Origin of the sequence: Bacteroides sp. D22 (assembly GCF_000163675.1) — a bacterium.
Classification (GTDB): domain Bacteria; phylum Bacteroidota; class Bacteroidia; order Bacteroidales; family Bacteroidaceae; genus Bacteroides; species Bacteroides xylanisolvens.
Map to the genome: position 1 here is coordinate 86,493 of NZ_GG774804.1, position 19,553 is coordinate 106,045.

Annotated in this window: 12 protein-coding genes and 2 pseudogenes; 9 read left to right on the plus strand and 5 right to left on the minus strand. The window is 42.8% G+C overall.

Features of this window, described 5'->3' with window-relative positions; all coding sequences use genetic code 11:
• Positions 1–10: 10 nt before the first annotated feature.
• From HMPREF0106_RS14100 to HMPREF0106_RS14090, 3 genes are all read right to left on the minus strand, one after another.
• The gene (locus HMPREF0106_RS14100) at positions 11–3,160 is read right to left on the minus strand and encodes a SusC/RagA family TonB-linked outer membrane protein (RefSeq protein WP_009039775.1); all 3,150 of its coding nucleotides are present in this window, start codon (positions 3,158–3,160) and stop codon (positions 11–13) included.
• A 168-nt stretch (positions 3,161–3,328) separates the two neighbouring features.
• Complete coding sequence (locus tag HMPREF0106_RS14095) at positions 3,329–4,516, minus strand: alpha/beta hydrolase family protein (RefSeq protein ID WP_008642909.1); 1,188 nt, start codon at positions 4,514–4,516, stop codon at positions 3,329–3,331.
• Between the two features lie 108 nt (positions 4,517–4,624).
• Positions 4,625–5,770 carry a xylose operon transcription regulator XylR gene (locus HMPREF0106_RS14090; RefSeq protein ID WP_009039776.1) on the minus strand — a complete coding sequence of 382 codons (1,146 nt, stop codon included), beginning with the start codon at positions 5,768–5,770 and terminating at the stop codon, positions 4,625–4,627.
• A gap of 232 nt (positions 5,771–6,002) precedes the next feature.
• Between HMPREF0106_RS14090 and HMPREF0106_RS14085 the strand changes: the two genes are divergently transcribed.
• The 3 genes from HMPREF0106_RS14085 to HMPREF0106_RS14075 all read left to right on the plus strand — a co-directional run bounded on the left by HMPREF0106_RS14085 (position 6,003) and on the right by HMPREF0106_RS14075 (position 8,780).
• Positions 6,003–6,509 (plus strand): HU family DNA-binding protein, encoded by a 507-nt coding sequence (locus HMPREF0106_RS14085; protein WP_004314067.1) that lies wholly within the window; start codon positions 6,003–6,005, stop codon positions 6,507–6,509.
• Positions 6,510–6,612: 103 nt separating this feature from the next.
• A complete protein-coding gene (locus HMPREF0106_RS14080; RefSeq protein WP_004299629.1) occupies positions 6,613–8,154 on the plus strand; it encodes a glycine--tRNA ligase in 1,542 nt (513 codons plus the stop codon).
• An 11-nt stretch (positions 8,155–8,165) separates the two neighbouring features.
• On the plus strand, positions 8,166–8,780 hold the full coding sequence (locus tag HMPREF0106_RS14075) for an FKBP-type peptidyl-prolyl cis-trans isomerase (protein WP_004299631.1): 615 nt from the start codon (positions 8,166–8,168) through the stop codon (positions 8,778–8,780).
• Between the two features lie 351 nt (positions 8,781–9,131).
• Here the strand turns inward: HMPREF0106_RS14075 and HMPREF0106_RS14070 are convergent, their stop codons facing one another.
• Entirely contained in the window at positions 9,132–10,166 is a 1,035-nt protein-coding gene (locus HMPREF0106_RS14070; RefSeq protein WP_009039777.1) for a LacI family DNA-binding transcriptional regulator, read from the minus strand.
• 179 nt (positions 10,167–10,345) lie between these two features.
• On the opposite strand from HMPREF0106_RS14070, the gene HMPREF0106_RS14065 reads away from it, so the two are divergent.
• From HMPREF0106_RS14065 to xyl3A, 6 genes and pseudogenes are all read left to right on the plus strand, one after another.
• On the plus strand, positions 10,346–11,278 hold the full coding sequence (locus tag HMPREF0106_RS14065; protein WP_004309617.1) for an aldo/keto reductase: 933 nt from the start codon (positions 10,346–10,348) through the stop codon (positions 11,276–11,278).
• 15 nt (positions 11,279–11,293) lie between these two features.
• Entirely contained in the window at positions 11,294–12,217 is a 924-nt protein-coding gene (locus HMPREF0106_RS14060; RefSeq protein ID WP_004309618.1) for an amidohydrolase family protein, read from the plus strand.
• A 38-nt stretch (positions 12,218–12,255) separates the two neighbouring features.
• A pseudogene (fucP, locus tag HMPREF0106_RS14055) lies at positions 12,256–13,547 on the plus strand (L-fucose:H+ symporter permease).
• Between the two features lie 25 nt (positions 13,548–13,572).
• On the plus strand, positions 13,573–14,589 hold the full coding sequence (locus tag HMPREF0106_RS14050; RefSeq protein WP_008776500.1) for a zinc-binding alcohol dehydrogenase family protein: 1,017 nt from the start codon (positions 13,573–13,575) through the stop codon (positions 14,587–14,589).
• Positions 14,590–14,884: 295 nt separating this feature from the next.
• Positions 14,885–16,483 carry a glycoside hydrolase 43 family protein gene (locus HMPREF0106_RS14045; RefSeq protein WP_009039778.1) on the plus strand — a complete coding sequence of 533 codons (1,599 nt, stop codon included), beginning with the start codon at positions 14,885–14,887 and terminating at the stop codon, positions 16,481–16,483.
• 96 nt (positions 16,484–16,579) lie between these two features.
• Complete coding sequence (gene xyl3A, locus HMPREF0106_RS14040) at positions 16,580–19,165, plus strand: xylan 1,4-beta-xylosidase (protein WP_009039779.1); 2,586 nt, start codon at positions 16,580–16,582, stop codon at positions 19,163–19,165.
• 159 nt (positions 19,166–19,324) lie between these two features.
• On the opposite strand, the pseudogene HMPREF0106_RS27805 reads toward xyl3A, so the two are convergent.
• Positions 19,325–19,553, minus strand: a pseudogene (locus tag HMPREF0106_RS27805) (IS110 family transposase); the annotation flags it as partial.

Sequence of the window (19,553 nt, forward strand, 5' to 3'; positions counted from 1 at the left end):
AGCGTATATTTTAGAATGTGATTTTAGCTCCAAGTGTATAAGTCCTTTGTTGCGGATAATATCCATTGTTTACAGCTGGAGATTCCGGGTCGATGTTGTACTTGGACACAGCGCTGAAAGTCAGAAGGTTGTATCCCTCAACATAGAGGCGAAGAGCTTCCACTCCCAATGGGCTCAACCATTTTTTAGGGAAATTGTATCCTATTTGTGCTGTTTTTATTCTCAAATAGTTTCCGTTACGATACCAGAATGTGGAGGCCAGCCCGTTATTCAAACTTCTCGGATTGATTTCCAGACAAGGGAACTCTGCATTTGTATTTTCGGGTGTCCAGGAGTTTGCCACCAGATAGACTGGTGCATTGCCATTCTGATAGAATGGACGCGTGAAGGCCGTAGCGCTTTGGATTCCGGATGAACCGGTTGCCGTATATACTCCGGTTAATGCGACATCGCTGCCAAGCCCCCATGATGCTAAAATATCAAAATCGAATCCTTTCCAGTTACCAAATAAATTGAAAGAACCTGTGTGGGTCGGCCTTGAACTTTTACCTACATACCCCTGATCTTGATTGACGGTTATAATACCGTCTCCATTTCTATCCATATACTTGATATATCCGGGATAAGCCGGTCGGTCGGGCATGGTAGCGGAGTTGGCTATCTCTTCCTCACTCTGGAACAATCCTTGGGCAATGAATCCCATTTTCGAACCGATTTGCTTTCCGGTCAGTCGTCTGTATTCCGGTGTGTTTTCAGAGTCACCTGCATATTTGAGCCACCTTCCGTATGCGTATGACCAGATTAATTTGGCTCCATAGCTGAAACTTCCGATTCTGTTCTGATGTGTAAAGGTGACATCAAAACCCTTATAATCTGCTTTATTAACGTTGGCAGTTGAAAAATAATAGCCTCCCATGGAAGGAGTGTGCGAACCGGTTACAGAAGATAATTTGTCATATTCATATTTATAAAAAGCATCCAGTTCCATTCCTAATAATCCATTCCATAAAGTTACATCTACTCCGATATTATAGTTGAGGCATTGCGCCCATGTCAAATTGGGATTTCCCAATACGGACGGATAGATAGCAGTTTGACTGGCTCCGCCTATTACTACAGAATTGGGGGATGTGCTCATCGTATTTTTCCATTGGAAAGGCTGGATACCGCTGGTTGCAGTTTTTCCAATACCTGCTCTTAATTTCAGATTGTCTACCCAAGTAGCATGAAACCATTTTTCATTATTGATTCTCCAGGCAAGAGAGAGACCGGGCAGGGTGACCCAGCGTTTGTTCATACCACCAAACAGATAACTACCATCGTGGCGTAGTGAAGCCTCCAAATAATATTTGTCAGCGTAATTGTAGTTCAAACGACCTACAAAACCGGCTACACGTGTCTGGCTGCTGCTACCCGAAGGTATAGCAGGTTGCTCTTTCCCCTCTTTGGTGAATCCTGTGATTTGGTTCAACTCATCCAACTGAATGAAATCTAATCCGGTTCCCGTTACACCGAGATTGTTGCTATTACGTTCCCGTGTTTCGGCCAGTAATAATACTCCGATCGAGTGATCTCCAAATTTGTTATCATACGTGATACTGGTTTGCGTTGTGAACTCTTGGGCGCGTGATGCCGATTCGGATAATATAGGTGTATCTTTCAAAACACTGTAGTCCTTATGGTAGGTGAGTGTGGTAGTGGCTGCATTAGGTAAATCCATAATCATGACTTCATTCGGCTTGGTCAACTGTTTAGTCATCCCATGAACTAAGTCGTACGCTCCCTGGAATTTTAAACTTAATCCTTTAAGCCAAGGTGTGTCGTATTTCAGACTGAAATTAGACTGCATATATGATTGGTTGGACCTGTTATATCCTGAATCGTATATGGATGCGATAGGAGCTACCGGAGAACCGGAAGTCGGGGTTGAAACATCGTATATTTTCCCATTATATTCATAAGTGTCCTGTACGTATGGCAAAGCATAGCATACCTGTTGGGGAATATTCATCCAATCATCCGGATCGGCAGAAAATTTGGGAGCATCCCGTTTTTCTATACGCCCCGAAACACCTAATGACAGACTAAGTCCTTTAGCCAACTGTGCATCGATATTAGAACGAAGATTCATTCGACGGTATTTGAACTTATCTATATTTCCTTTTTCTTCCAGATAACCGATAGATGTGAAGAAACGAATCTTTTCACTTCCTCCTGATGCTGAAATATTATGATGTTGGCGAACACCGGTTCCATATACTTTATCGTACCAATTGGTATTTCCCCATCCGTCGACACCCTCGCGCATTTTGCGCACCATGTCGACAGTAAACACTTCCGTATCACCTTGTAGAAGACGGGCTTTATTGTACCAATAAGCATATCCCGGTCCGTCGAGCCATTCTTGTTCTTCTGCATTCTGGCTGATACCCACAGTACCTGTATAGCTAATGGTGACTTTATCTGTTTGTCCCTTTTTGGTTGTGACAATGAATGCTCCATTTGCGTCCAGACCATAAACGGCTACGGCTGATGCATCCTTTAATACAGACACAGATTCTATTTCATTCGGATCGAGTCCGTTGAAGTCACTTGCGCTTCTTCTGATGCCGTCAATAACATAGATAATACCACTTTGCCCGCGTATAGACAAGGAGGCATTATCCGCACCGGGTTGTCCACTGGCTTGTACGGCGGAAATACCGGCAACACGTGCACCGATGATATTACTGATTCCCATGGTTGGGGCTTTAAGGATTTCTTTATCGGAGACAGTAGATATGGCGGCGGTCAGACTACCGCGCTTTTGAGTTCCATAGCCTACCACTACGATTTCATCCAGCGAGGAAACATCTTCTTTAAGAGTGATATTGATATTCGTCTTATTACCTACTTTGACTTCCTGGCTGACCATTCCGATATAGGAGAATACCAATACGTCATTCTTATGGGCATTAATGCTATATTTGCCGTCAACATTTGTAATGGTACCGACATTCGTTGCACCCTTGACAGCTACAGATACGCCAGGTAATGGTTCATCATTACCATCTTTCACAAACCCTTTTATTACTTCTTGTGCAAGACAATCGAGAGTGCACATTAAAAGAGTAATAAACAACGAGGTTACTAACCTTGGATTCCATCTGATTTTCTTCATTGCATGATAAGTTTTTAAATATTAGATCGTCGATTTGAAATTTTAATTTCTAACAATAGTCTCTTTAGACCGGTTAACTAGTTAATGATACAAAAGTATTCTGTTTCAAAGATATGTGCGGTGGCAAAAACGAAAAACTATCTTCAAAAAACGAAGAATAATGCATCGTTAATCTTCTTTTGGCGTTTTTCTTTTTAAGAACCATTCGAAGAACTTATATATAGTTTCGTTTGATTCGGGAGTAGGATCATGTTTGGGCCTGTTCGTCATTGCCACTCGATGATGATAACCCAAAAGTCGGTTGACTGCAACAGAGTGATTTAATGGAATCCATCTGTCTACATTATCAGAATAACCTCCTGATACGAGAAATGGGCGAGGAGCCAATAAAGAATGGAGTTCATGTAAATCATGCCCCTCTTTACATAGTCTGGCATAGACACTTGTTGAAGAGTTATTGCCGTTGTTGCTCCAGATCTTTTTCCAGGGTGGGGGATAATACCCCAAGTACCAAGGTTCCCAATAATTGATATAATTATCTTTGGTTTCATCAAAGACGATACCCGGATCACTCCAGGCGGTGCAGGCAAACTTTTCATATAAACAAGAAGCAAACATAGCCCATTTAGCACCGTAAGAGTGTCCCATGATACCAATTCGGGTAGAGTCGACACTTTCGACTCTGGCTAATACTTCCCATGCATTGGCTGCCGCATAAGCAAGTACTGAAAGAGGTTGCATAGTGGAGTTGTTAATAGTCGGGTAATAGAGAGAGTAAGTCTTATCTTTGGTGGTCTGTCTAGTTCCTAATGAGAGAGTAACGAATCCTCTTTTGGTTAATTGGTAGGCGAAATCTCTATTAGCTTTTCCTCCCCATCCGATAGCTGTTTCCGGTTCGTAGAATACTGTGATAACGGCAGGATGTTTCCCTTTCTTATTTGGTTCCAGTAAATAGCCGTAAGTCTGTTCCAGAGGAGTCCAATAAAAACGCACTAAATGTTGTTTGAAATCTTCGCGTTCTGTGGTTTTTATAATCTCCAGTTTTTGATTGGTGATGATAGCCGGCCAATGACCGATCAGGTTCAACCATTTGTCTTTTATTTCTTTTCTTCGTTTTAGCCAATCGTCTGCGTTTTTGACTGTATCTCCATTGTAAAATAAAAGAGGATTGCGGTAAGTTCCAAATTTCTCCTGATACAGTGGTGGTGGGGTAAAGTAGGCGGATAGCTTCTCCCAGTTTCTTTTTGTCTGGTTAATCTCTAATCTTTTGCACCCCATTATTGAGGTGACCCCCAAATAAATAATAATAGGATAGATAATCGTTCTTGTTTTTCCTCTTATGGTATGTCTTTGCATAGTATTAATATCTAAAATGTATTTCGAAAGGTATGAAAACAAAGGTAGGTCATTCTCATGAATGATCTTAATGTCAAAACGAAAAACAGTCTTCAGAAAGCGTTTATTTTATCTTTGTCTAGTCTTTTTCTGCCGGTATTCAATAGGTGAACATCCTTTGAATTTTTTGAAAATCCGGGCAATGTTATTATAGTCTGTAAAGCCTACTTCCATTGCTAAATCGGCCAATGGACGGTCGGTTGTGAGCAGTAGATCTGCAAGATGATTACACCGGCAATTCAGAATATATTGGTATATAGAGGTATTCAGTGCGTTTTTGAATTTCACTTCGAAGTTTCTGCGGGATAGCGGAATGTTTGCAAGCAGAGACTCTATGGTCAAATCGGAACTGTAATGAGACTCTATATACTTCACTACTTCCAGAATATAAGGGTCTTTGATATTGTGTTTCTCCGTAGATTGCCGTAATTCGATGCGGATAGGATTGATAACAATATTGAAAGTACCTTCGTGTTCCTTTTTTATTTGTTGATGAATAAGTCTGCCGATAGAATATCCGCCTCTTTCTACTTCGAGCTCTATGGATGAAATGGGAGGGTCGGAAATATTACACATCAGTTCGTCATTGTCCACGCCTAATAAAGCAATTTCTTCCGGAATAGGAATATTCGTCATTTTGCAAGTTTCAGAAATGAATAGGGCGTGCGCATCATCACAGCAAAATAGGGCGACTGGCTTGGGGAGTTGCTGCAACCACTGGCTCGCCTCCATTCTTATCTCGTCTTCCTGCTTATCCGATTCGAAACTGAAAAATTCGCCTCCGATACGTTTCACTTCCTGCCGATACCCTTCGCAGCGTTCGTCAGACCAAACCACCCCTTTAACGCCGAAATAAGCAAAGTTTCGAAACATCCGTTTGGCAAAAAACTGGGCTGCCATTCTTCCCGTACCTTTATAATCACCTGTCAGATTAGAGTAAGTGACGCTCCGGTGATGATAGTTTTGTAGTACTACCGGAATATTCAGCTCCTTCTGCAAATCGATCGTATCGTTGTTCCACTGACCGATAATGGCGTCGGCTTTCCATTCTTTCGCCCATCTTAAAATACCTTGTTCTCCATACATTGCGCTATAATAAGAAGGTAGTCGGTAAAAGAGCCAGGGGCCGTTTTCTTTGGAGTATTGGACAAGTCCCCGTAGCAGTTTCCTGTCAAATTCGCTTGAATAGTCTATCAATAGAAGAATCTTAATCATAGTTCTATGTTTTTCTTTAGTATAATGTAGGGATGCACAAATATAGAAGAATTCCTTTGTTTTCCTATAATAAAGACTTAATTTTGTTGCAGCCAACACTTATCTGACACCCGGGTCTCATGAGCACTGACACCCGGGTGTTGGTATGCTTGACACCCGGGTCTCAATGGTGTTGACACCCGGGTGTCAAATAGAACGCGAGTATAAACGAAAAAAGAAAGGAGTATAAACGATGGCAGTGCCTTATGTAGTGAGAAAAAAAGCCGATTTAACATCGGGAGAAAGAAAAGAATTATGGTATGGTGTACCCAAAAAACTGATAGATCCGATTCGGAATAGAGAATTTGCCGAGTACATGGAAAAACGGAGTGGATTTCATCGCGGGCAGATAGATGGTATATTGACGGAAATGGTTGATGCTATCCGTAGTCTGTTGTCTATCGGACAGCCGGTTACTATCGAAGGACTTGGCACATTTCATACGTCACTGACCAGTCCGGGATTTGAACGCCCCGAACAGGTAACTCCGGGAAAGGTGTCCGTTTCACGTGTCTATTTCGTGGCTTGTCCTGAATTTAGCCGGGAAGTGAAAAAGATGAAATGCATGCGTATTCCTTTTAATCTGTATATGCCCGAAGAGATGCTGACCAAAGAAATGAAGAAAGCGGACCGGGAGCAGGAGCGGGAAGAATATGACCGTATGGTGGCACCGGAAATCGAGGAAGAAGTTCAGGAATAAGATAAATTAATACCCTCCCTGTCTTATTTATGAGATAAATCCCTATCTTTGTGGCACTTTTTACGAAAAAAGCAAATTCAAATTAATAGATATAGAAAAGAAAATGGCACAAGAAGACGTTTTTAAGAAGCTTGTATCGCATTGCAAAGAGTATGGTTTCGTATTCCCTTCGAGCGATATCTACGACGGACTAGGCGCTGTGTATGACTACGGTCAGATGGGCGTTGAATTGAAAAATAACATCAAGAAATACTGGTGGGACAGCATGGTGCTGTTGCACGAGAACATTGTCGGTATCGACTCTGCCATCTTTATGCATCCTACTATCTGGAAGGCTTCCGGACACGTAGACGCATTCAATGACCCTTTGATTGACAATAAAGACTCTAAGAAACGTTATCGTGCTGACGTGTTGATCGAAGATCAGCTGGCTAAGTATGACGATAAAATCAATAAAGAAGTAGCGAAAGCTGCCAAGAGATTCGGCGAATCTTTTGATGAGGCTCAATTCCGTTCTACCAACGGACGTGTATTGGAGCATCAGGCAAAACGCGACGCACTTCACACTCGCTTTGCTAAAGCTCTGAACGACGGTAATCTGGAAGAATTGCGTCAGATCATTATTGATGAAGAAATCGTATGCCCGATCTCCGGTACAAAGAACTGGACAGAAGTTCGTCAGTTCAATCTGATGTTCTCTACTGAAATGGGTTCTACTTCCGAAGGAGCAATGAAGATTTATCTTCGTCCGGAAACTGCACAAGGTATTTTTGTAAACTACCTCAATGTACAGAAGACGGGTCGTATGAAAGTTCCTTTCGGTATCGCACAGATTGGTAAGGCTTTCCGTAACGAGATCGTTGCCCGTCAGTTCATCTTCCGTATGCGTGAGTTCGAACAGATGGAAATGCAGTTCTTTGTAAAACCGGGAACTGAACTTGACTGGTTCAAGAAATGGAAAGAAATCCGTCTGAAATGGCATAAAGCTCTTGGATTCGGCGATGCAAGCTATCGTTATCACGATCACGATAAACTGGCTCACTACGCAAATGCCGCTACTGATATCGAATTCCTGATGCCGTTCGGATTCAAAGAAGTGGAAGGTATTCACTCTCGTACTAACTTCGACTTGTCTCAACATGAGAAGTTCTCCGGCAAGAGCATCAAATACTTCGATCCGGAACTGAACGAGTCTTATACTCCGTACGTAATCGAAACTTCTATCGGTGTTGACCGTATGTTCCTTAGCATCATGAGCGCATCTTATTGCGAAGAGCAATTGGAGAATGGTGAAAGCCGTGTGGTTCTGAAATTGCCTGCTGCTTTGGCTCCGGTGAAACTGGCAGTTATGCCGTTGGTAAAGAAAGACGGTCTGCCTGAAAAAGCCCGTGAGGTTATTGACAGCCTGAAGTTCCACTTCCATTGCCAATATGACGAAAAGGATAGTATCGGTAAGCGTTATCGCCGTCAGGATGCTATTGGTACTCCGTACTGTGTAACAGTCGATCATCAGACATTAGAAGATAACTGCGTGACATTGCGTAACCGCGATACCATGCAACAAGAGCGTGTAGCTATCTCTGAACTGAATAACATCATCGCAGACAGAGTAAGCATCACTTCTCTATTGAAAACTTTACAATAAACCTTTGACGAATGAGTAAAAAGATCTATTTATTCTCCTTAGTATTGCTGGCTCTTGCATTCACTGCTTGCAGTGAAACGGAAGAGACGGGCAAATATGATAACTGGCAGGCACGTAATGAAGCTTTTATAGATTCAATAGCCAATGCTCATGCAAATACCGCTACACGTGGTCAGTTGGATTCTATTCATATGATTGCATATCCTGGAGTTCCTATCTATTTTAAAAAGAAAACTCCTGTGGGAGATGGGGTGATTCAAAATATTATCCCGCGGGCAACAGATGAGGTTACTGTATATTATAAAGGTTCTTATATCATTTGGGGTAATACTGGTGGTTATGTTGATAAACAAGATAACTTTATAGGGGAAGCGTTTGATGGCTCTTTTACTGAAGCGAATCCTAGCATTGATTTTTCAAGAACTGCGAACTTAACAATTAATGGGCTTGTGACTGGTTTGTCAGAGGTATTGCAACGAAGAAAAATTGGTGAACGTTTGGAAGTGTATGTTCCATGGAAATATGGTTATGGTAGTAGTGATTATACTCCAAAAGGTTCTTCGATTACTATTTTAGGTTATTCAACTTTAGTATTTGATATTCAAATGTTAAAGTGCGAAAAATAATCACTTATTATCATTTGGAATTTATTAAAATAAAGTTCCCTTATTCTAATCCTATTTCATCTATGGCAAAGGATAGAATAAGGGAGCTTATTATTAATATAGCATTGGTTTAGATATGATTTTTATTCTATGAATTATTTCTAAAACTGAAGTATTTCATATATTGTATTTCTACCAGGAGTAATACCATGGAAATTCTTATCTGCAGGTAAGTCATATCCTATAGGATTGTTCCATTTATCCCATACAATAGCTTGATTTGCATTCTTTTCATTTTCATCATCAATCCATAATCCTCATTGTCATGATGTCGTTTGACTACTCCTTATGTTTTGTTCCTTCTTGCTTATATTACAGAAGATTACATTTTTGATTTTTTATACTACTCTCCCTAATCTGCAAATGTGTCGGAATCGTCACCTGCTTGATAGTCTTATCTCCTTTTATCTGATCGATAAGTAGTTGGCAGGCAGTTTCTCCCATTTTATAGGTCTGATGTGATACAGCAGATAATTTCGGTTCCACATAATTAGCATGCTGCTCGTCTGTATACCCGATGATTGCCACATCATTCGGAATCCGGAGGCCGTGATTTTTGATAACTTCCATTGCTGCGAAAGCCAATGTGTCATTCATGGCAAGAATAGCATCCGGAGGCTGTGGAAGTGACAGTAAGGTTTCTGTGGCAATCTTGCCTTCCTCATAATCAATTTTCCGGCAGACTACCAGCTCTTTTTCGATTGGAATACGATTCTCACGCAAGGCTTCCAGATAGCCATGTTTTCTTCTCTTTACAATATCCAAATGATTGGCTCCACCGATAAAGGCTACCCGCTTGCTTCCATTATCCAGAAGATGTTGTGTAGCCATCTGTGCGGATTGGGCCCCATCTGCTATCACCGATGAAAATTGGTCGGTCAGGCAAACACGGTCGAACAGGATAAGTGGCATATTAATGTCTTTCAAGGCGGAGATGTGGGAGAAATCGGTTGTTTCTTGAGACAGACAGGCAATGATACCTTCCACGCGCATATTGACCAGATTCTCAATATTTCTTTTTTCGTGCTCGTAAGACTCATGCGAGGTCGTGATAATCACAAAATATCCGTTGGCAATAGCCATATTCTCTATCCCATTCAGAATTGATGCAAAGAAATGAGTGACAATATCCGGAACGATCACTCCGATGATACGTGGTGCATTTTTCCGCAGGCTCATGGCAAAAGGATTGGGGCGGTAGTTCATCTCTTTAGCCAGTGCCTTTGCTTTGGCGCAAAGTTCACGGCTGATTTCCGGACTATCTTTTAGTGCCCTGGATACAGTAGGAATCGATACCCCCAATGCTTGGGCGAGATCTTTGAGTGAAGTATGTTTCCGGTTTTCCATTTGAAAGACTGCAACTTAGATTCTTTTTACAAAGAAAGCACATTCCCGGAAAATTAAAAGCATCTGAAGCAATATTTTTTACGTAAACCGTTACGTTGGTTTTTCGACCGCTCTCTGCTGCACTGAAACTATTACTGACCTATTTTTGTCGCATACAAAATGATTTAAAACCTAAAAGTATGCAATACCATGAAATCGGAAAGACAGGGATGAAAGTATCATCTCTTAGTTTTGGAGCTTCTTCTTTAGGAGGAGTTTTCCATGATTTGAAAGAAAAAGAAGGCATTCAGGCTGTGTTTACCGCTGTTGAGGCAGGAATGAACTTTATCGATGTGTCTCCTTATTACGGACATTATAAAGCGGAAACTGTTTTAGGAAAGGCGCTAAAAGATCTTCCTCGCGACCGTTATTACCTTTCTACCAAAGTGGGACGTTATGGAAAAGATGGAGTAAATCTGTGGGATTACTCTGCAAAACGTGCGACAGAAAGTGTGTATGAGAGCATGGAACGTTTGAATATAGATTTTATCGATCTGATAAATGTACACGATGTTGAATTTGCCGATTTGAATCAGGTAGTTAATGAGACTCTGCCTGCTTTGGTTGAGTTGCGTGAAAAAGGAGTGGTAGGACACGTTGGAATTACCGACTTGCAACTCGAGAACCTGAAATGGGTAATTGACCATTCACCAAGCGGTACGATTGAATCTGTGCTTAGCTTCTGCCATTATTGCCTGTGTGATGATAAATTAGCAGACTTCCTGGACTACTTCGAATCCAAAGAAATCGGCGTGATTAATGCTTCTCCGCTTTCAATGGGACTGTTGAGTGAACGTGGCGTGCCTGCTTGGCATCCGGCTCCCAAACCCTTGGTAGAGGCTTGCCGTAAAGCAATGGAACATTGCAAAGCTAAGAATTATCCGATTGAGAAACTGGCTATGCAGTTCTCCGTCAGCAATCCCCGTATAGCAACGACTTTATTTAGTACAACTAATCCGGAGAATGTGAAAAAGAACATCGCTTTCATCGAAGAACCTATTGACTGGGAACTCGTTCGGGAAGTGCAGGAGATTATCGGAGAGCAGAAACGTGTAAGTTGGGCAAACTCATAAAACTGCGTTATTCGTATGGACTATACAATTATTGATGCGCACGCCCATCTGTGGTTACGACAGGATACTGTTGTGGACGGATTGCCTATCCGGACTTTAGAAAATGGCCGTTCGGAATTTATGGGAGAAATCCGGCAAATGGTTCCGCCCTTTATGATAGACGGAGTGAATAGCGCGGAAGTTTTTCTTTCGAATATGGACTATGCGCAAGTGGCTGCGGCTGTCATTACCCAAGAGTTTATTGACGGTATTCAGAATGATTATTTGTCGGAAGTCGTTTCCCATTATCCCAACCGTTTCTTTGTTTGCGGAATGTGTGAGTTTCGTAAACCTGGATTTTTGGAGCAGGCGAAAGAGCTTATAGCCAAAGGTTTTAAGGCTATAAAAATCCCTGCCCAGCGCTTGTTGTTAAAAGAGGGACGGGTAATGCTGAATAATGAGGAAATGATGCAGATGTTTCATTCTATGGAAGAACGGAATGTCATGCTCTCCATCGATTTGGCTGACGGAGCAACACAGGTTTTTGAAATGGAAGAGATTATTCAGGAATGTCCCCGCCTAAAAATAGCTGTCGGACACTTCGGAATGGTGACACGTCCGGACTGGAAAGAACAAATCCGCCTGGCACGTCATCCCAATGTGATGATTGAATCCGGCGGAATCACCTGGCTTTTCAATGATGAATTTTATCCTTTCAAAGGAGCAGTGAAAGCCATTCGGGAAGCGGCGGATTTAGTTGGCATGGAGAAACTGATGTGGGGATCGGACTATCCGCGCACCATTACAGCAATCACCTACAAGATGTCATACGATTTTGTGGTGAAGTCTTCCGAGTTGACGGAAGAGGACAAAAGACTCTTTTTGGGAGAAAATGCCCGGAACTTCTATGGATTCACGGATCTCCCCGTACTTCCTTACATCAAGAACATGTCCGAATGATAGAGAAAACATCCTTATCGTAAAACTAGATTTATACCATGAAAAAGAATACATATACAATACCTTTAGCGTTAGTTTTCTGCCTTTTCTTTCTGTGGGCGATAAGCAGCAATCTGCTTCCCACAATGATCCGGCAATTGATGAAGACATGTGAACTGAATACCTTTGAAGCCTCCTTTACCGAGACTGCCTACTGGCTGGCTTATTTTATTTTCCCCATCCCATAGCGATGTTTATGAAACGTTACAGCTATAAGGCGGGAATTATTTTCGGACTGGTATTAGCTGCAATCGGAGGTCTGCTTTTCTTTCCTGCCGCCATCTTAAAAGAATATTGGGCTTACCTCTGTATCTTCTTTATTATCGCTACGGGAATGTGCTTTCTGGAGACAGCTGCCAATCCGTATGTGACGGTTTTAGGAGCACCCGAAACAGCTCCCCGCCGATTGAACCTGGCGCAGTCTTTCAATGGACTCGGAGCTTTTATCGCTGCCATGTTTTTGAGTAAGCTCATCCTTAGCGGAACTCATTACACGCGAGAGACCCTTCCTGTAGATTATCCGGGAGGCTGGCAGGCCTATATCCAATTGGAAACGGATGCCATGAAACTTCCTTATCTGATATTGGCTATACTGTTGATTGCCATAGCTGTCGTCTTCATCTTTTCAAAATTGCCGAAGATTGGGGACGAAGGAGAAACGGCTTCTTCCGATAAAACGACTTCTTCGGGTAAAACGAAAGAGGGCAGCCAGAAAGAAAAACTGATAGACTTCGGTGTATTGAAGCACTCACACTTGCGGTGGGGAGTGATTGCGCAATTCTTCTATAACGGCGGACAGACGGCGATAAACAGTCTGTTCCTGGTTTACTGTTGCACTTATGCCGGATTGCCGGAAGATACGGCGACTACCTTCTTCGGATTGTATATGCTCGCATTTCTTTTGGGGCGTTGGATCGGTACCGGATTGATGGTGAAATTCCGTCCACAGGATATGCTACTGGTTTACGCCTTGATGAATATTCTTTTGTGCGGGACAGTGATGATATGGGGAGGTATGATCGGGTTATACGCAATGTTGGCTATCTCTTTCTTTATGTCTATAATGTATCCCACGCAGTTCTCATTGGCGCTAAAAGGACTGGGGAATCAGACAAAGAGCGGTCCGGCATTTCTGGTAATGGCTATTGTCGGCAATGCCTGCCTGCCACAGTTGACGGCTTATTTCATGCATGCCAATGAGCATATCTATTATATGGCCTATTGTGTACCGATGATTTGTTTTGTCTTCTGTGCATATTACGGCTGGAAAGGTTATAAAGTAATCGATTAATAAATTTATTTATCAAACATATCCAATGAAAGCAGTTCAAATTGTCAATCCCTCCGAAATGAAGGTGGTTGAACTGGAAAAACCGACCGTTGGTGCCGGTGAAGTATTAGTAAGAATCAAGTATGTTGGTTTCTGTGGCTCTGATCTGAATACCTTTTTGGGGCGTAATCCAATGGTGAAGTTACCGGTAATCCCGGGACATGAGGTAGGAGCGGTGATTGAGGAGGTTGGTCCGAATGTTCCGGCTGGCTTCGAAAAAGGGATGAACGTGACATTGAATCCATACACCAATTGTGGTAAATGTGCTTCTTGTCGTAATGGTCGTGTCAATGCTTGTGAGCATAATGAAACGTTAGGAGTGCAACGCAATGGAGTGATGTGCGAATATGCCGTATTGCCTTGGACAAAGATTATTCCGGCAGGCAATATCTCTCCTCGCGATTGTGCGTTGATTGAGCCGATGAGTGTCGGATTCCATGCGGTATCTCGTGCGCAGGTGATCGATAATGAATATGTGATGGTTATTGGCTGCGGTATGATTGGTATCGGTGCCATTGTACGTGCTGCTTTGAGAGGGGCAACGGTCATTGCTGTCGACTTGGATGACGAGAAACTGGAACTGGCGAAAAAGGTAGGTGCTTCTTATGTGATTAACTCCAAAACAGAAAATGTACACGAAAGGATGCAACAGATAACGGAGGGCTTCGGTGCCGATGTCGTGATTGAAGCTGTCGGCAGTCCGATCACTTATGTAATGGCAGTGGATGAAGTCGGTTTTACAGGACGGGTCGTTTGCATCGGTTATGCCAAGAGTGAAGTAGCTTTCCAAACGAAATATTTCGTTCAGAAAGAACTGGATATCCGTGGTTCCAGAAATGCGTTACCTGCCGATTTCCGTGCCGTAATCAATTATATGAAAGAAGGGAATTGTCCGATAGAAGAACTGATTTCGAAGATAGCAAAACCGGAAGGGGCTTTGGAAGCTATGCAGGAATGGACGGCGAATCCGGGAAAGGTGTTCCGTATACTGGTTGAGTTCTGATAAGTTCTTGTAATAAGAATAGTTGTTGATACCTGTTGTTCGGGTATGTAATAAGTGAGAGGAGGCTGAATACAGTCTCCTTTCTTTGGGAGATAGGGTGATGTAACATGAGTAAATATAGATGTAACATTCTTCATTCGATATGTAGCATCACAAAGAAATCATGTAGCATGCTTTTAGCACTAGTTCTGTTTTCATTTCCTATTTTTGTGATGTAGAAGATAACAAGGAACATTTTAAATAATTAGCTTTCAAATAATAGATAATGTAGCCAGTTAATAAAAAAACGATGATTATGCTGAAAACAAAAATCAACACTATTCTGCTGTGTACTCTTTTTACATTGTTCTTCCCGCTATCAGCCGGAGCACAATACCGTAATCCTATTCTTTATGCTGACGTGCCTGATATGTCGGTATGTCGTGCAGGTGATTACTTTTACATGGTTTCCACTACTATGCATCTGATGCCGGGAGCGCCTATCATGCGTTCGCCGGACATGAAACATTGGGAAACTATTAGCTACGTATTTCCCCGCATTGACGATGGCCCCCGTTATGATCTGCTCGAAGGCACTGCTTACGGGCAAGGACAATGGGCATCATCTATCCGCTATCATGACGGTAAATTCTATGTATGGTTTACAGCCAATGGCGCGCCCGGACGTGGGTTTGTCTATACTGCGACAGATCCGGCCGGTCCCTGGAAACTTCTTTCGCGTCCCCCGCATTTTCATGACGGTTCGCTTCTGTTTGATGATGACGGGCGGGTGTATCTCTTTCACAGTACGGGACAGCTTACGGAGTTAAAACCCGATTTGACTGATGTACTTCCTGGTGGCATCAATCAGCAAATATTTGAACGGGATGCTGACGAACAAGGTCTGTTGGAAGGTAGTTCCGTCATCAAGCATAATGGGAAATATTACTTGCTGATGATTTCTATGGATTGGAGTATTCCCGGCCGTCTGCGTCGTGAAGTATGCTATCGTGCCGATAAGATTACCGGACCTTACGAAAAACGTGTCATTCTTGAAACGGAGTTTGACGGGCATGGCGGTGTTGGTCAGGGATGCATCGTAGACGGGAAAAACGGTGAATGGTACGGACTGATTTTTCAGGATCGTGGTGGCGTAGGGCGTGTGCCGTGTCTTATGCCTTGTACATGGACGGAAGATGGTTGGCCTATGCTGGGAGACAAGGATGGGCACATTCCGAATGATACCACTTTATCGTATATGTCAATGGATGGTATCTGCGGTTCGGATGATTTTTCCGCTTCCGGGCTTTCCCTCTATTGGCAGTGGAATCATAACCCCGTCGATCAGGCATGGAGTCTTACCGACCGTCCCGGATTTCTGCGTTTGAAAACCTCCCGTGTGGTAGATAACCTGTTTGTTGCTCCCAATACGTTGACCCAACGTATGGTAGGACCGAAATGTATGGGCACTGTCAGTCTCTCTCTGGGGGGGATGAAAGATGGTGACCGTGCAGGATTATCGGCTTTTAATGGTGACAGCGGTGTGCTTACGATTGAAAAGAACGGAAATAAACTGTCTCTTGTGATGAGTGAACAGAAAAGCGTGTTTGAGAAAACGAAGCGTGCCATTAGCCGTGTGGATATGACCGAACAAGCCCGTATACCTCTTAACAAAGAGCTTGTCTACTTGCGTGTGGAAGGTGACTTTACCAATGGACGGGATGAGGCTCGTTTTTCTTATAGTCTTGATGGGAAAGCATGGATACCTGTCGGTCTGCCTATTAAGATGAAATTTGACTACACCCGTATGTTTATGGGCAGTAAGTTTGCCATATTTAACTATGCTACACGTTCTGTAGGCGGTTATGTAGATGTGGACTCTTTTGATTATTCGTTCTGTGATGCGTCAATGTAACAAACAAATATGTATTTGTAACCAATGAAACATTGTTTTATTGGAAAATAGGCTATTTTTGTTTCCAAATTAATCATAACTAATAAGTATAATATTATGAAAAGAGGTTGGATACCGATTATGGGTGTTTGTTTGGTGTTATCGTTTTCGGCATGTAAGCAATTGCTGCCTTACCAGGACACTTCTTTAACGGCGGAACAACGGGCGGAGGATTTGTTGCCCCGGTTGACTTTGGAAGAAAAAGTATCATTAATGCAAAATGCGTCACCTGCTATCCCTCGACTGGGAATTAAAGAATATGAGTGGTGGAATGAGGCGTTGCACGGTGTGGGACGTGCCGGATTGGCTACTGTTTTTCCCCAGTCTATCGGTATGGGAGCTTCTTTTAATGATTCATTATTATATGAAGTGTTCAATGCCACTTCCGATGAGGCTCGCGTAAAATCGCGTATTTTCGGTGAAAGCGGCGTGCTGAAACGCTATCAGGGATTAACATTCTGGACACCGAATGTCAATATATTCCGTGACCCTCGTTGGGGACGCGGTCAGGAAACTTATGGTGAAGACCCTTATCTGACAGGACAAATGGGAATGGCTGTAGTCCGTGGTTTGCAAGGACCGGAAGATGCCAGGTATGATAAGCTGCACGCATGTGCCAAGCACTTTGCCGTTCATTCAGGACCGGAGTGGAACCGGCATAGTTTTGATGCGGAGAATATAGATCCCCGGGATTTATGGGAAACCTATCTGCCTGCTTTTAAAGATTTGGTACAGAAAGCGCATGTAAAGGAAGTGATGTGTGCCTATAATCGTTTTGAGGGAGAGCCTTGTTGTGGCAGTAATCGCCTGTTGATGCAAATATTGCGGGATGAATGGGGATACAAAGGCATTGTAGTCTCTGACTGTGGAGCGATCTCCGATTTCTATAGACCGGGAACGCATGGGACTCACCCGGACAAGGAACACGCTTCGGCCGATGCTGTGCGGGCAGGCACAGACCTTGAATGTGGAAGTGAATATGCATCACTGGCGGATGCTGTAAAAGCCGGTTTGATTGACGAAAAAGAAATAGATATTTCATTGAAACGTTTGTTGACGGCACGTTTTGAACTGGGAGAAATGGACGAACAACCGGCTTGGTCGGAAATTCCAACCTCTGTGTTGAATAGTAAGGAACATCAGGCATTGGCTTTGCGTATGGCCCGTGAATCATTGGTGCTCTTGCAGAATAAAAACAACATCCTGCCTCTGAATACCCATCTGAAAGTAGCTGTTATGGGACCTAATGCCAATGACTCCGTGATGCAGTGGGGAAATTATAACGGTATTCCGGCACATACGGTTACCTTATTGGAAGCTGTCCGTGCCAAACTACCGGAAGGACAAATCATATACGAACCGGGTTGTGACCGTGTGGACGGAAAGACACTCCAAAGCCTGTTTGATGAATGTAGCATAAATGGTAAACCCGGTTTCTTGGCAGAATACTGGAATAATCGTAATCGTGAAGGGGAGGTCGTTGCCACCGATCAGATTTCAACTCCGTTCCATTTTGCAACGACAGGGGCTACTACATTTGCGCCCGGTGTGGAAATAACTAATTTCTCGGCTCGTTATGAATCTGTCTTTCGTCCTTCGCAGTCGGGTGATGTTGCTTTCCGTTTCCAACTGGATGGTGAAGTGACTCTTATTATAAATGGTGAGCAAGTGGCTCGGAAAATATATGTTAAGAATCCGACGAACCTCTATACGTTACAGGCGAAGGCTGGAAAAGAGTATCATATCGAGATTTTATTCAAACAACGGAATGAAAGGGCTACACTTGATTTTGATTTGGGCAAAGAGGTCGGGATCGACTTGAACCTCGCAGTGAAGAGAGTAATGGATGCTGATGTGATTCTTTTTGCTGGTGGAATTTCTCCAAGTCTGGAAGGTGAGGAAATGCCGGTAGAAGTTCCCGGATTTAAGGGTGGTGACCGTACGGATATTGAACTTCCGGACGTTCAGCGTAATCTGTTGAAAGCTTTGAAGAAGGCTGGTAAAAAGGTTGTCTTTATCAATTATTCCGGTTCAGCTATCGGACTAGTGCCCGAAACGACTACTTGTGAAGCGATTCTGCAAGCATGGTATCCGGGACAGGCGGGCGGTACGGCTATCGTTGATGCTCTTTGGGGAGAGTATAATCCCGGTGGACGCTTGCCGGTCACTTTCTATAAGGATGTGAATCAATTGCCGGACTTTGAAGACTATTCCATGAAAGGGCGTACCTATCGATATATGCAACAGCAACCACTTTTCCCATTCGGTCACGGGTTGAGTTATACTGACTTTACTTATGGAGAAGCTAAATTGAGCAAGAATACAATCGCCAAAGGTGAAAATGTAGTATTGACTATTCCGGTAAGTAATGTCGGACAATGTGATGGAGAAGAGGTGGTTCAGGTTTATTTGAGACGTCCGGGTGATAAGGAAGGTCCCCGTTATACCTTGCGTGCTTTCAAACGCGTTCATATTCCGGCAGGGAAAACTGAATCAGTAGCTATTCCTCTTACCGGTGAGAACTTTGAATGGTTTGATGTAGAGTCGAATACGATGCGTCCGTTGGAAGGTACTTATGAATTACTGTATGGAGGAACTTCTGATAGAAATAAGTTGAAAACGATTGTAATGAACGTACAGTAATACCTCTTTGGAATTTTGTTTATTTTTACAGATAGACAATCCGGATTTATTTATTGAATGAATAAAGAAAGAACGACCTTGTTCCTTTAAAAGGAACGGGTCGTTTCTTTTAAACCAAGCCCCCGTATTCTATGCTAATATCCTAATCTCTTATTCCGTTTAACAATAAATTAACTTCTCGTTCTTTTTCCTTTCTATAACTTCTCGTTCTTCATAATATTTGTATGTATTTTGATCATATGGTACTTTCTTCCTGACTAATGCCACTATGATTCTTATGAGTTTGTTCTTGACATTATTTAAAGCCACTTGAGGCTTCTTTCCCTTACTAATCAGTCTTTGATAGTAATCTCTAATTTCGGGATTATATATTTTGGCTATATGAGCT